14 protein-coding genes and 1 tRNA gene are annotated in these 14157 nt (G+C 60.5%); 13 read left to right on the top strand and 2 right to left on the bottom strand.

Annotated elements, in window-relative coordinates; genetic code table 11:
* Positions 1 to 634 precede the first annotated feature (634 nt).
* From gspD to AC1D06_RS38545, 12 genes are read left to right on the top strand one after another with little or no spacing between them, the layout of a single operon-like run.
* A complete protein-coding gene (gene gspD / locus AC1D06_RS38600; protein ID WP_477990868.1) occupies positions 635 to 2752 on the top strand; it encodes a type II secretion system secretin GspD in 2118 nt (705 codons plus the stop codon).
* On the top strand, positions 2752 to 3249 hold the full coding sequence (locus AC1D06_RS38595) for a prepilin peptidase (protein ID WP_477990867.1): 498 nt from the start codon (positions 2752 to 2754) through the stop codon (positions 3247 to 3249). Before gspD ends, AC1D06_RS38595 begins: the two co-directional genes overlap by 1 nt.
* Positions 3227 to 3694, top strand: coding sequence for a type II secretion system major pseudopilin GspG (gene gspG, locus AC1D06_RS38590; RefSeq protein WP_477990866.1), 468 nt, complete (start codon positions 3227 to 3229; stop codon positions 3692 to 3694). The genes AC1D06_RS38595 and gspG overlap by 23 nt, the downstream gene beginning before the upstream one ends.
* A complete protein-coding gene (locus AC1D06_RS38585; RefSeq protein WP_477990865.1) occupies positions 3691 to 4746 on the top strand; it encodes a PilN domain-containing protein in 1056 nt (351 codons plus the stop codon). The genes gspG and AC1D06_RS38585 overlap by 4 nt, the downstream gene beginning before the upstream one ends.
* Positions 4736 to 5320, top strand: a complete 585-nt coding sequence (gspM, locus tag AC1D06_RS38580; RefSeq protein ID WP_477990864.1) for a type II secretion system protein GspM — start codon at positions 4736 to 4738, stop codon at positions 5318 to 5320. The genes AC1D06_RS38585 and gspM overlap by 11 nt, the downstream gene beginning before the upstream one ends.
* A complete protein-coding gene (locus AC1D06_RS38575; RefSeq protein WP_477990863.1) occupies positions 5320 to 5844 on the top strand; it encodes a hypothetical protein in 525 nt (174 codons plus the stop codon). The genes gspM and AC1D06_RS38575 overlap by 1 nt, the downstream gene beginning before the upstream one ends.
* Complete coding sequence (locus AC1D06_RS38570) at positions 5807 to 6724, top strand: hypothetical protein (protein WP_477990862.1); 918 nt, start codon at positions 5807 to 5809, stop codon at positions 6722 to 6724. The genes AC1D06_RS38575 and AC1D06_RS38570 overlap by 38 nt, the downstream gene beginning before the upstream one ends.
* Positions 6717 to 8351 carry a GspE/PulE family protein gene (locus AC1D06_RS38565; RefSeq protein WP_477990861.1) on the top strand — a complete coding sequence of 545 codons (1635 nt, stop codon included), beginning with the start codon at positions 6717 to 6719 and terminating at the stop codon, positions 8349 to 8351. The genes AC1D06_RS38570 and AC1D06_RS38565 overlap by 8 nt, the downstream gene beginning before the upstream one ends.
* Positions 8348 to 9559, top strand: a complete 1212-nt coding sequence (locus tag AC1D06_RS38560) for a type II secretion system F family protein (RefSeq protein ID WP_477990860.1) — start codon at positions 8348 to 8350, stop codon at positions 9557 to 9559. The genes AC1D06_RS38565 and AC1D06_RS38560 overlap by 4 nt, the downstream gene beginning before the upstream one ends.
* Positions 9556 to 10023, top strand: a complete 468-nt coding sequence (locus tag AC1D06_RS38555) for a prepilin-type N-terminal cleavage/methylation domain-containing protein (protein ID WP_477990859.1) — start codon at positions 9556 to 9558, stop codon at positions 10021 to 10023. The genes AC1D06_RS38560 and AC1D06_RS38555 overlap by 4 nt, the downstream gene beginning before the upstream one ends.
* Entirely contained in the window at positions 10016 to 10402 is a 387-nt protein-coding gene (locus tag AC1D06_RS38550) for a type II secretion system protein (RefSeq protein ID WP_477990858.1), read from the top strand. The genes AC1D06_RS38555 and AC1D06_RS38550 overlap by 8 nt, the downstream gene beginning before the upstream one ends.
* Positions 10380 to 10985, top strand: coding sequence for a prepilin-type N-terminal cleavage/methylation domain-containing protein (locus tag AC1D06_RS38545; RefSeq protein ID WP_477990857.1), 606 nt, complete (start codon positions 10380 to 10382; stop codon positions 10983 to 10985). Before AC1D06_RS38550 ends, AC1D06_RS38545 begins: the two co-directional genes overlap by 23 nt.
* A 165-nt stretch (positions 10986 to 11150) precedes the next feature.
* Here AC1D06_RS38545 and AC1D06_RS38540 read toward each other — a convergent pair.
* Positions 11151 to 11226, bottom strand: a tRNA-Val gene (locus AC1D06_RS38540).
* Between the two features lie 119 nt (positions 11227 to 11345).
* Complete coding sequence (locus tag AC1D06_RS38535; protein WP_477990856.1) at positions 11346 to 13244, bottom strand: CASTOR/POLLUX-related putative ion channel; 1899 nt, start codon at positions 13242 to 13244, stop codon at positions 11346 to 11348.
* A gap of 239 nt (positions 13245 to 13483) precedes the next feature.
* Here AC1D06_RS38535 and AC1D06_RS38530 point away from each other — a divergent pair, with 239 nt between their 5' ends.
* Entirely contained in the window at positions 13484 to 14065 is a 582-nt protein-coding gene (locus tag AC1D06_RS38530; RefSeq protein ID WP_477990855.1) for a dual specificity protein phosphatase family protein, read from the top strand.
* Positions 14066 to 14157 lie beyond the last annotated feature (92 nt).

Below are 14157 nucleotides of genomic sequence, written 5' to 3'. Positions count from 1 at the left end.
ATTCTACACAGTGTCGGATACCCGGGATTCTGAGAAATGACTATAAAAAAAAGACCTAAAATAGGAGATGTGGTAGAGTTTTCGTCGGAAGACGGACTTTGTTACGCTCAATACTCTCATAAGCACCACAATTACGGGGCCCTACTAAGAGTTTTTCCGAGTTTCTACCAGAAACGCCCTTTGAGATTTGACGCTATTATCGCAAGTAAGCCGCAATTTTTGGCGTTTTTCCCACTGGGCGCCGCGGTTTCTAGAGGTGTTGTCGCACTTGTCGACCATTTGCCGCTCCCGGACGACGTCGGTCCCCTCCCACTATTCCGTGCGGGGGTGGCCGATCCTGCTACGGGAGTGACGAACGTTTGGTGGCTGTGGGACGGAGAAAAAGAGTGGCGTGTCGGTCATTTGACACGTGAGCAACGCAATCTGCCTATGCGTGAGACGATAAACGACACCCTCTTAATTGAAAGAGTTAAGTCTGGATATCGAGTGGAAACCCACGAGAATTAACACGCACGCCAAATCTGCCACACCTAAGAACTCATTCTTGTTAACAAGACGCTGCCAAATCGAAAACACGTTTCCAACGCCACTCCGCAGTAATAAGTTGTTAACCCTGTAGTGGCGGGATGTCTCTGTGCGTAACCTAAAATACCCTGTTGTTCTCCTGGTTGCGTTGCTGCAGGGTTGCGCTTCCGACGGCACTGGTGACCGTTGGAATGCGTTGATGGATGGGGTGGGCAAGAACACGGCGCTGGCCCATACCGACGCGCCGCGGACGAAAGTGGTTCGCAACGATGACAGGCTGACGTCGCAGGCCGCCTTCATGGTTCCCGGCACGGGACAGTTCGTCAATCCGGAGCCGGTGGCGATTTCGCATGTCACCGATGCCGGTGGCAAGGATGGGTATACGCTCAATCTCGTCGGCGCGCCCGTGGCCCAGGCGGCCAAGCAGATTCTCGGCGATATCATGGGCTATAACTATCTGGTCGACCCGCGGGTGCAGGGGCAGATCACTCTGCAGACCAGCAGTCCGGTGTCGAAGGACATGCTGCTCGAAATCCTCGAAACGTCGCTGGCCGTCAATCATGCGGCGATCGTCAAGCGCAACGGCCGCTACGACATCGTGCCGGAAACCGAGGCGCTGAAATCGGCGCCAGCCATCGATGTTTCCGGCCTGCGCGCCGCAGGGCCGGGCGTGCGGCTGCAGGTCATCCAGCTGCGCTATATCGCGGCCGACGAGATGAAGGGCATTCTCGATCCGATCGCCCGGCGCGGCTCGATCGTGCGGATCGACTCCAAGCGCAACTATCTCGTCGTTGCCGGCAACAGCGGCGAATTGGGCGCGATCCAGGATGCCGTCAACGTCTTCGATGTCGACTACATGAAAGGCATGTCCGTCGGCCTCTATCCGCTGAAGACCGCCAAGCCGGATGCGCTGGTCACCGAGCTCTATTCGGTGTTCGGGCTGGATTCCGGCACCAAGATCATCAAATTCATCCCCAATGATCGGCTCAATTCCGTGATGGCGATCACCTCGCGGCGCGATTACCTGCCCAAGGTCGCCGCCTGGATCCGGCAATTGGATCGGGTCGCCGAGAACAATGACGAACAGCTGTTCGTCTACCAGATCCAGAACCGGCCGGCGCAAGAACTGGCGGCCGTGCTGCAATCGGTGCTGACCAATGGCAGCACGACGCCCACAACGAACAATGTCGCCCCCAACCTGACGCCGACGGCCTATACGGCACAGCCGACGCAGACCGGCCAGACGACGCAGACGCCAACCCAGACGACCAGCGGGCAACCGACGGATAGCCAGGCTGATCCGAACGCTGCCGGACCCAAGATTGTCGCCGACATCGAAAACAATGCTCTGCTGATTTCGACAACCGCGCGCGAATATCATCGTATCGAGCAGATCCTGCAGCAACTCGACGTCGTGCCGACGGAAGTTTTCCTCGAAGCCGTGATCGCCGAAGTGACGCTGAACGACCAGCTGAAATATGGCATGAACTGGTATTTCGAGCACGGCAAGAACAGCTTTGCCCTGACCGACACCGACAATGGCGTGCCGACGCCGTCCTTTCCCGGCTTTTCCTGGACACATACGACCAATGACGTCCAATCTGCGCTGAGCGCGATTTCGAGCCTGACCAAAGTCAAGGTCATTTCCTCGCCCAACCTGATGGTGATCAACAACCAGCAGGCGACGCTGCAGGTCGGCGACCAGGTGCCGATCGTCACCCAGACGGCGACGAGCACGGTCACCAATGCGTCGGCGGTGGTCAATTCGGTGGAGCTTAAGGATACCGGCATCATCCTGTCCGTGACGCCACGGATCAACAATTCCGGCCGCGTCATGCTCGACATCGACCAGGAGGTCAGCGATGTCGTGCAGACGACGACGTCGGGCATCGACTCCCCGACCGTCCAGCAGCGCAAGATCACCACGCGGGTCGTCGTCAACGATGGCGAGAGCCTGGCGCTCGGCGGCCTGATCCAGGAAAAGAAATCGCTTGCCGAGAAAAAGCTGCCGATCCTTGGCGACGTGCCGGTGCTGGGCAATGCGTTCAAGGCGAAGATCGATGGCATCGAGCGGACGGAATTGATCATTTTCATCCGTCCACGGGTGGTGCGCAGCCTCGACGAGGCGCGCGAGGTGACGGAAGAATTCCGTGCCAAGATGGATTTCGGCAAGTCCGACACGCCGGCGCAGCGGATCAAGCGGGATTTGAAAAGGCTGGTGCAATGATGAGCGCAATGCTTCTCATCCAGCTCTTCATTCTCGTGCTTGGGCTGGCGATCATCGCGATCGTCGATTTTCGCACACGGACGATCCCGGATTGGGTTCTGGTCCTGCTGGCCGCAGTCGGCCTTGGTTTTCAGACCTTGGCGATCTCGCCGCTTGCAGCTTTGGCGAGCGTCGTCTTCTACTTTTCATGCTTCTGGCTGATCCGCAAAGCCCACCACCTGACAACCGGCAGGATCGGTCTTGGATTTGGCGACGTGAAGATGGCAGGCGCCGCCGGCGCCTGGATCACGATCGGCGCAGCACCCCTGTTCATCGGCCTAGCCTCCCTCACCGCCTTGGTTTCCGTTGCATGTGCCGCGGCCTTCGGCGGTTCGGCGGTGTTGAAGCAAAGAATTCCTTTCGGCCCCTTCCTCGGATTCAGCCTGCTGGTCTGTTGGATCCTGAGGGTCAGCGACATCGGTGTGGATGGTTTCTATGATGCGTTTTCGATTGGCTGACCGTCGGTCTCATAAGCAGGTCGAACCCCCTCGCCCGCTCGGGCCGACGGATGGCTTCACGCTTGTCGAATTGCTGGTCGTGCTGGCGATCATCGGATTGGTTGCGGCACTCGTGGCGCCGCGCGTGCTGAATTATCTGTCGACGGCCAAGGTCGAGACGGCAAAAGTCCAGATCAAGAACCTGCAGAGCGCGCTGGAACTCTATTCGCTCGATGTCGGCAGTTTCCCGTCGGCCGATGACGGGCTTGCGGCTTTGGCGAAGCAGCCAGCCGATGCCGCCAATTGGCACGGCCCCTACCTGAAAGGCGCCGACGAATTGCTCGATCCCTGGGGCCACAAATATGTCTATGTCGCCCCCAGCGGCGACAATGAGGCGGTCGTCAGATCGCTTGGACGCGACGGCAAGGAAGGCGGCACCGATCTCGACGAGGATATTCCGAAGTGAGCCTCGGCAGCCGATCATCGCCCGTGCCGCCTTCGGCCATCAACGAATTGTTCGATTGGTGGACGACGGAACTTCGCACCTGGCTCGGCGGTTCGCGCAGATCACCGGTTGCCACTAAAGAAGCCCGGCCGGCCGATATCGTCGTCACCCGTGGCGCCATCCTCGCCGGCGAGACGAAGACGCCGTTCGGCGCCGGCCAGGCCGATGCCGCCATCGCCTCTTTGCTGCAGGGAAAACGAGGCGGGCGGAGAAAATTGAATGTCCAGCTGGCCAGCGATCGTTTCGTCGTCAGGCAACTTTCGGGCCGCAGGCTGCCCCTCTCCCGCGCCTACCAAATGGCACAATTGGATATTGCGGCCAACACGCCCTTCTCGGTCGACGACGTCCATGTCCTCTTTGCACGCGGCGGCGTGAACCAGGCCACCGAATATGTGATCGTCAAGCGGGACATTCTCGATCCGCTGATCGAAGCGATAAGAACCCATCGCTATCGCCTGGGCGAGCTATCTTTCGACCGGAAGGTTTTCGCGCAGCCGATCGAACCCTATGCGGTCGAATTTTACAATGGCGAAACCGGCAGCCTGTTTGCCTGGCTGCGCAAGCGGCTGTTTATCGGCTGTCTGATTGCCGCTTCATGCCTGATCTTCTGGAACGGCTTTGCCGCGGTTCAAAGTGCTGCGGCTGCGGTGGACGACCGGATCGCCACAGAAGAGCCGGCTGCGGCAAAGGCGCGCGCGGCATTCAAGAAGCAGGCGGCCTATGTCTCGAAAGTACAAGTCCTCAATCGCGAGGTGACGACCTACATTCCGGCGACGCGGATCTTGGCAGAACTGACACGCATCATCCCCGATGACACCTATCTCACGGATTTCACCATTCGGGACCAGAGAATCCAGCTGTCCGGCTTCTCCGCATCGGCCGCGCGGCTGATCTCGATCATCGACGCCAGCCCGCTGTTCCAGAACCCACATTTCACCACGGCCGTCATCAAAGTGCCGGAGGGCAAGGGCGAGCAGTTCAGCATGGAACTGGAGTTGCGCCATGCTGGCTGATGTCCTGACGCGCCTCTATGCCAGCACCCCTGGAATGCAGCGGCTCTACGCGGCGCTTATCCTGCTGGTGGTCGCCACGGCGGTGGCATGCGTGATCACCTTCGCCGTCTCCACCCTGACCGGCGCCTATGCGGAGCTCAGGGAACGGCGGCTCTATCTCGGAAATCTGCTGCTGATCTCGGAAGCGGCAAAGGGCCTGGACAAACCGGCGGTGGCCGAACCCGTGGCCGGTGATATCTTTCTTCAGGGCAAGAGCCGGGAGGTCATTGGCGCCGAACTGCAGAACTGGCTGGGCAATGCGGCGCAGGATGCCGGCGCCGCATTGCAGTCGATCGAAAGCGATGCCGGCAGCGATCGCGGCCCCGCATCCATCGGCTTATCGGCCAATATCGACGGCAATTGGAAGTCGATCGAAAACGTCGTCTTCCGCATCGAGACAGCCAAGCCGGTTCTGTTCGTTCATGACCTCGAAATCCAAGCCGGTTCCTCGCCCGGGGAGAACCAGGAGCCTCGGGTGACGATGCGCATTGCCTTTCACGGGATAACGCGCCTGTCGGACAAGGCCGGCCCGTGATGAATGCGCTCGCCATGCTCAAACTGGTTGCCCTGGCCGCTGTCGGCGCCGCTGTGTATGCCAGTTTCCGGCTGGATTTCGACATCCGGCCCATTCGGGAGGTGGCGCATGCTTCTCAGCGCACCGTCGTCCCGGCCAAAGTCAGCGGCGTGAAACAGCCGCTCACCGGCGACGACGTCGCCGCAAACGAGGCGCGACCGCTGTTCAACGCGTCGCGTCGTCCCTTCGTCGCCAAGGTGGTGCAGGTCGCGGCACAGAGAAGCATCGACAACATCGCGCCGAAAGTGCCGGTCGCTCCCCGGCGCATCCGCCTGCTCGGCGTCAATATTTTCGGAACGAGTGCCTCGGCGCTTCTGCAAAATCGGGAGACCAAGGAAATTCGATGGATCAGGCAAGGCGCGGCATTCGATGGTTGGGTGCTTGTCCGAGCCGACAAGGCAAGCGCGCATTTCACCTGTTCGCAAAAAGGCGCTCCGGACTGTAGCTATGATGTTGAACTCTATGCCGCCCGCCAATCCGAATAGATCAGGCGACAAGCGCAACGAGGGCTTTTTCCTCGTCGGCGTCTTGGTGTTCTGCTTTATCCTCATTCCGGTGATCGCCACCTTTGCGCAAACGTCAAGAACGGCGGCCAGCGCAACCGACGCTGCCAACGAACGCTACAAGATCGAATTTCTGGCTGCCGGATTGACCGAGGCCTTTGCGTCCCGCCTTGGGACGGACCGCGATTTTCTCCGCCAGTTTGCCGATTACGATTCCATCAGTTGCCAGTTCCAGAACCTGGCTTTCCGCTTCCGCCTGCAGGATCATGACGGCAAGATCGACCTCAACGATGCCAGCAGCGCCTTGCTGATCGCCGGGTTCAAAGCCGCGGGCGTGTCGGAGCAGCAGGCGCAGATCCTGCAACAATTCGTCGAAGCGTCCCGGAGCAACAACAGCCTCGCTCCGGAGGCCGCCGAGGCGCTCTCCAGCCTTGCGAGCCTGAAGCACGCGCCATTCGAGCGTGTCGAGGAGGTCAATGACGCCATTGAAGCGCTCAAACTGGCCCCCATCGATCTCCAACCCTATTTCACCATCTACAGACGCGCCGGCGATGTCGAATACAACACCGCCGCCAAGAGCCTTCGCGACATCATCGATGCGACGCCGCAGATCAAGGATCAGGTTTCGCCCGATAATGGGAGCTTCAGCTATCTCGACATAGCGGTCGACGCCGCGCGACCGAACGGGATCCGCTATGCCTTGCTCAAGACCTATGTGCGGCTGACAGAGCAAGGCGATGTGCGGGAAGTGGCGAGCAAGGTGCTCCATGGCGACCCAACCACGCCTTCGGCAAGGGAATACAGGACCGAATTCTGCGGGTCGCTCCTGGGGCTCGAAGGGGATGCCGCCGCCCATGTATGAGCTGGAGGAAAAGTCGATCGATGGTTTTTATGCCTATCTGCTCGACGCCGGAGCGGCCACGGACGACGCCGTCCAGCGCGCCAGAAGCGCCATCCGCTCCACCGGCCAACCGCTCGATGTCGTCGCAACCGAACTCGGCCTGCTCAAGGAAGCCGAACTGGTCGTGCATCTGTCGAAATATCTCGATATGCCTGTGGCAGGCCCGCCGGAGCAGGAGGATTATCTCCCCCTGCTCGCCAGGCTCGGTATCGACTATGCCGGCGACCGCGGCATATTTCCCCTGCGGCTCGATGAAAAATTGGAGCTCGCCTTTGCCAATCCGTTCGATATCGCGACCGGCGATATCGTCAGCTATTTTTTCGATGCCGAACTGGAGCCGCGTCTCATTGCCCGATCGGCCGTCGTCAACCTCTGCACGGAGGCCAGATCCATTCTCGCCAGCGATGCGCCCGATATCGCCACCGCCGCACCGGACGAAGCGCTGGAGGAAGATATCGATCGTCTGCAGGACATCGCGCTGTCCGCCCCTGTAGTCAGCCTTGTCAACCGGATCACCCAGAGAGCGTTCGAGGAGAACGCGACGGATATCCATATCGAGCCTCTGAGCGATCACGTGCAGATCAGGCTGCGCAAGGACGGGCTGCTCGTGCCTCTCGAACAGGCGTCCCGGCAATTGCTGGCCGGCATTTCGTCGCGCATCAAGATCCTGTCGAAGCTCAATATCGTCGAAAGGCGGATACCGCAGGATGGCCGGATGCGGCTTTCCATTCGCGGCCATGAAGTCGATTTCCGTGTTTCGATCGTGCCGAGCGCCCATGGCGAGACGATCGCACTGAGACTTCTGCACAATCGCGGCATGAGCCTCGATCTCGCCGAACTCGGCTATGAGCCGGCCGCGCGCGCCGAGATCACCGCGCTGGCGAAAAACCCCAACGGCATCCTGATCATCACCGGCCCCACCGGCAGCGGCAAAACCACGACCCTCTATTCACTTGTCTCGATGCTCAACCGCACCGAGACCAAGATTTTCACCGTCGAGGACCCGGTCGAATATCGGATCGACGGGATAACCCAATTGCAGGTCAATGCCGCCTTGGGCCTCGACTTTGCCAAGGCCCTGCGATCGATCCTGCGACAGGATCCCGACATCATCCTGGTCGGCGAGATCCGCGACAAGGAGACGGCGCAGATTGCCATTCAGGCGGCGCTCACCGGCCATCTGGTCCTGACAACGCTGCACACCAACAGCGCCGCGGGAGCACTGACGCGGCTCACCGACATGGGCGTCGAGCCCTATCTCATCGCCGCTACAGTCCGCGGCATTATCGGCCAGAGGCTCGTCCGCACCTATTGCGGCAGCTGCCATGGCGACGAGGCCCGCGCCCAGGGTTGCCGGACCTGCGGCGGCTCCCGGTTTTCCGGCCGGACGGTGGCCTATGAAATCCTCAATGTCAGCCCCGACATTGCCGCCATGGTCAGCACCGAGGCGCGCGAAATGGACATCCTGCGCCAGGGCCAGAAGGAGGGCATGGTGACGCTGGCCGATTACGGCAAGAGCCTTGTCGCCAACAACCGCACCTCGGCGCAGGAAGTCGCCCGTTCCGTCAGTCTGGGAGCCGAACAGTGAAGACCTTCCGCTACCGCGCCTATGCCGCAACAGGCGGATCGATCGAGGACGGCAGGCTCGAAGCCGAAAGCCGGTCGGAGGCGGCGCGCCTGCTTGCCAGGCGCGGCATGCAGCCATTTCAGCTCGACGAAGAGGGTCGACCGGCGAGCAGGTTCTCGCTGCCGCGCTACGAATCCTCCACCAAAATCAACCTGACCCGGCTCTTCCAGGATCTGGATGTGCTGATGGCTGCGGGGTTCAACATCGATGCGGCGCTGACCGCGGTTGCCGCCGGAACGCGCAACCGAAAAGAAGTCGACATATTGAACGCGGTGCTGACGCATCTGCGCGGTGGCCATGCGGTTGCCGAGGCATTTGCGAAAATACCGGCGCTGCCGGAGGATATCGTGCCGCTGCTTGAAAGCGGCGAGAGTTCAGGCCGCCTCGACAAGGTCGTCAGCGCGATCRCCAACGACCTGTTGAAGCAGGAGGCGCGCCGGGCCGCCCTGATCGAGGCCCTGGTCTATCCGGTTTTCCTGGCCGTGGCGATGTGCGTCGCTTTGGGCGTCATCACTTTCTATCTCGTTCCGGCGCTGATGCCGATTTTCGACAATGCCGAGGCCAAGAAGCCGGTCATCCTGTCAGCCTTGGCCTCGGTCAACGCGCTGGTCACGCAGAACCTCGATCTTCTTATTATCGCCGCCATCGTCGCCGCCCTCGCTCTGCTCGGCTTCAGCCGCCATCCCGCAAGCGGCCGCATCCTGGTCGATATGCTCCGGAAAGTGCCACTGCTGGGCACGACGATCCACAAGCGCGCAGTGACGCGCTATCTGCAAGCCTTGGCGCTCCTGACCGGCAACGGCGTGCCCATCAACCAGGCGCTCGGGCTCGGCATCGCTGCATGCCCGGTCAAGAGCTACCATCCGAAACTGCAGGAGGTCCGAAAAAAGGTCGTTCAGGGTGCGGCTTTTGTCGCAAGCCTCAAAGCCTCCGGCCTTGTCGATGAATCCAGCCTGGCGCTGCTGAGCGTCGGCGAGGAAGCCAACCGGCTGCCGGAAATGGCCGAACGCGCCGCCTATCTCATCGAGCGGGATACGACGCGCCAACTCGACCGGCTGCTGAAAGTGCTCACCCCGGCGATCACCATCACCATGGGCCTGGTGATCGGCAGCCTGGTCATCTCGGTGATGAGCGCCATCCTCGATATCAACGACCTGGCGTTCAAATGACGACAGGCGGGGTCAGCGACAAACAGGCCGGCTTCACCCTTTTGGAAGTCCTGATCGTGCTCGCGATCACTGCCGTCGTGTTCGGACTGAGCTTCGCCAGCCTATCCATCCTCAGGAATCGCGCCTCGCCGGACAAGCTGGGGATGCAGATTGCGCGTCTGCTCAATGATGTCAGAGAACGGGCAACGACCCTGGCGCGACCCGAAATGGCGATCATCGACATGAAGAGCAAGATCGTCAGCAGCAGCTTCGACGATCCGATAGAGCTGCCCGCCTCGTTCAAGCTCGTCGTGACCGTTGGCCGCGAAATCGTTTCAGACAAAGAGCAGCTGCAGGTACAGTTTCTGCCCGATGGCACCTCTTCCGGCGTCGACATCGTTCTGTCCGACACGAAAGGCCAGTCGAGCAGGGTAGAGACGAACTGGCTGACCGGGCTGACACGCCAAGTGCCTCCGAATGGCTGAACGGCTGCACGGCTCGACCGATGGCTTCACGCTGATCGAGGTCATCATCGCGTTCCTGATGCTGGCCATGGTGCTCGCCAGCACAGCGCTCTCCGTCTCCTATTCCAGCCGCCTCTATCGGCGAGCGGATGAGGCAAGAGCGGCGCGGGGCCTGGCTGAACAGCTGGTTGCCGAGAAACTGGTGCGAACACCGCAACAGCCCGAACAGGAATCTGGCACCAGCGACGAAATTCGCTGGACGATCGCACGAAAAATCCTCTCGAGCCATTTTGGCGCCGGTGGCGGCAATCTGGTCAGCTTCGATCTCGACCTCAGGGATCGTAGTGGCAGGCTGATCGATCGCTACAGCTCCGTCTATGTCGAGCACTCCCATGAATAGTCAGGCAAATGACGGCTATTCCTTGCTCGAACTGCTGGTCGCACTGGCCTTGACTGCATTGATTGCCGCTTTGATGTCCGAGGTCATTCCTCAGCTCCACCCGTTGCGGCAGATCCAGGCGAAAAACGACGCACAGAAGACCATCGACCGCCTCGCTGATGTCGTCGCCCAGGACATAGGGTCCGCCTTGGAATTGCCGCTTGCCGGCAGTGACACTTTCCAGCCGATGATCGGCAATCCCCAATCCATTCGCTTTCTCGCCGTCGTCAGAACCGGATTTGCGACGGAAGGATTGCGCGAGGTCAGCTATGGACTACGGTCTTCGCCAAATGGAACCGGTGCGCTGGTTCGCAAAACAGCGCTACGCCGCTTTGCGCGTGAGCCGTCCGCGACGACATCCACTGACGACGAATTATATGTGATCAGCCAGATCCGGTTTCAGTATTTGAACCGCAATATCCCAGACCGGTCAGAATGGCAGGAGACTTGGACGGCCCCCCGCAAACTGCCTGGCGCGATCCGCGTCACATTGGCGATCGGCAGCGTTGAGGAGACAAGAACGATTGCATTTCGTGGCGAGTGATGAATTGCATAGGCCCCGTCGGCGACGTGAAATCGTCTGGGCTGTCGAATGATCCAATTGTCTCCGAAGGGAGAGGAGGACAAGCTGCACGCTTGGTGAAAATCTTCGCCGACATCGCGTCGGCGACACTCGAACTCAACGGTCAGAGGTCGGACAGAAAAAGCTTGGTGGGCGATGACGGACTCGAACCGCCGACATCTTCGGTGTAAACGAAGCGCTCTACCAACTGAGCTAATCGCCCGCGCCGTGTGCGGTGCGGCTCTCCTAGTCGGTTCGGCCTGAAAGCGCAAGCGCATAATCGTGGGTGTCCACACCTGGAGTTCAAGGCGTGGACGCCGGGCGGTCGAGCGTGGCGGCTTCTCAGCCCGTTGCGACCACCACGATGCAGTCGCCGGGGCCGAAGCTCAATCTTGCGGATTTCACCGGATTGATGCGTATTCCGCCCAGCCGGCGATGGTCTTCCTCGATGCCGTTCTTGCGGTAGCCGATGGCGATTTCGTTGCGTTCCAGTGCAGCCAGCGCCACCGTGTAGAAATCCACCTCGGTGTCGAGCGCCACGTAATCGCTCGCGGTTCTGAGATAAAGCTCGGCGCCCTGCTCGTCGAGCAGGCTGGCGAAGATCTGCTCCATATATGGGTTTTCCGATGCCTGGGCGAGCATCAGGCTGACGAGCTTATTGCTGACGACGAAATCGTCGGCGCGGCTCACTTCGGCCAGTTCGCGGTTGCGCACGTCGATCATCTCGCTGACCACGTTCGCATGGCGGCTCGATTCCTCGGCGACCTGGCGCAGATGCAGAAGCGTCACCAGCGTGCGCGTGTCGGCAGCCTGCGGCGCCAGGTCCTCATGATAGCCGAGGACCAGGATATGATCGTAGTCCAGCGGGTCGAGCGAGCGGATGACGCTGCGCGAGGACGAATCGCCGTGCCTGATGTCGAGGCGCAGCCTGTCGTCCGAAAGCTTGATCTCGGCCGCCTGCCTGGCGAACGCCCCGGCATCGGCGACGACGGTCAGCAGCGAGCCGGGCGCCACGAAGCGTGAAAGCTCTGCCGCGACCAGCGGCGCGCGCCGGTTCCAGCCGAGCAGCAGCGTATGCTCGGGCTTGACCGGCTTTTCCACTGCCGGGCGGATGGCGGTGCGATCGAATTTGCCCTGGAAAGGTTTTACCTTGATCTTGTCATCGTCCTCGGCGATCAGCACCAGCCGCTCGCCCTCGACGATCCGCCGGTCGTTGGCGGAGTTGAGTTCGACCTTGCCGGCCGTGTCGACCACGCCGATCACGGTCGAGCTCTCATAGAACATGGTCGCGGCGGCGAAGGATTTTCCAACAACGGCCGGCTCCTCGATGGCGTAGATTTCCGAACCGTCGAAATCGAGCAGCTCGGTATAGACAGCGCTGAGACCCGGCTGGCGGCTCGAATGCACGATGATGCGCGAGATCAGGTCGTCGGCGAGCACCAGTTGCGCCTCGTCGCCACCGACGATGCGCGCGAGCTCGGCATTGTCGGTGTCGCGGATTTCGGCGGCGATGCGGTATTTCTCCTTGCGCCGGTTCGGCGCCTGGGTCAGCGCCAGGATGGTCTTGATGGTGCTGGAATCGGGGTCGTCGGCATCCGGCGACAGAATGATGATCGAGCGCGATTCATGCGGGTTGACGATAGCGAGGTCGTAGAGGTCGGTGGGATCGCCACTGCGGCAGATGATCTTGGTGTTCTTGAGATCGGTGATCTTGCCGGCGATTTCGTCCTCCATCTCCACCTTGTCGCGATTGGCCATCACGACGATGCGCGGACGGCGCCGGCTCTCATTGGCGATGACCAGTTCGGAGATGACGTCGAAGATCGAGGGCGACCAGTTGAGGATGATGGTGTGGTCATGTTCGAGCACCATCGAGCGGCCCTTGCGCAATTCGTCAAGCTTGGCCTCGATGCCGGAACTGAGAATACCGATCAGGGTCGAAACGACGAAGATGCCGGAGAGCGTCACCAGGAGCATGACGAAGCGGAAGTCCCAGCCCGTGTCGCCGCCCATCGTGCCGGAGTCGAGCGTGCGCATCAGCGCTTCCCAGGTCGCCTCGCCGAAACCCAGCTTGTCCCCGCCCTGCTGCGTGACGCCGGAAATCGAGATGAAGCCGCCGAAAACGACGATGATGGCAAGCGAGATTATGCCGAGCCAGCCGATCAGCGCGCCGGTGCCCGCGCCCATGGTGCGGTCGAACAGGTAGCGCAACTTGGCACCGAGACTGTGTTTGGATTTCATTTGGTTCCTCGATCGACCGGATTCGCGATATGCGGCCGATCCGCCAATAGAGCATTTTCAAAGTGCATAAAATCTGTTAGTTGCGATTTTCATTGTCGTGAATGTCGCAGTGCCGTCAAAAGGATGTGATATTCGCAGGAAGATGCGCGTTGCTGCGGCTGGCGCCGGAATTTTCCGAGAAGGTTGTGGCTACCCGGTCGGCGATCGCTGATCGCCCGCGCGAAGGATTGAACGGATAGATGTGGGGATTGATTGTGGAATACCGCTGGGCCATTGCCATCGGGATCATCGTGCTCGTGCCGGTGGCGGCGATCGCGTTCTTCCTGTCGACACTGCAGCTGTTCGGCAATTTCGATGAAGTCATCCCCGGCGAATATTATCGCTCCGCCCAGCCGACACCGTCCAACCTCGACCGCTATGTCAACAAATACGGCATCAAGACGGTACTTAATTTGCGCGGACTGAACACCGGCGATCAATGGTACCGCGACGAGGTGGCGGAGGCACAAAAACTCGGCGTCAAGTTCGTCGATTTCAAGATGTCGGCCCGCAAGGAGCTCACCGATGCGCAGGTCGAGAAACTGATCGAGATCCTGCACGATGCGCCGAAGCCTATCCTCGTGCATTGCAAATCCGGCTCCGACCGCACCGGACTGGTGTCGGCGATCTATCTCTACAAGATCGCCGGGCGCAGCGAATCGGAGTCCGAAAAGCAGATTTCCTTCCGCTACGGCCATATCGGCATCCCTTACATCTCCGAAGCAATCGCCATGGATCGCAATTGGGAGCGGCTGGAAAAGTCGCTTGCCGCCGGGTCGTGAGGAAAAACCTGGTCCATCGGCCGTGCCATGAAATCGGTGGCGCGTTGGTCGTGAGGGCGCAACGCGCTCCCTTCCTCGCCCCCCTGTAGGAG

It is taken from the genome of Rhizobium sp. P2_G2, assembly GCF_056403555.1.
Note: the sequence above shows the minus strand (reverse complement) of the source record. Positions and strands in the feature narration are given on the sequence as shown.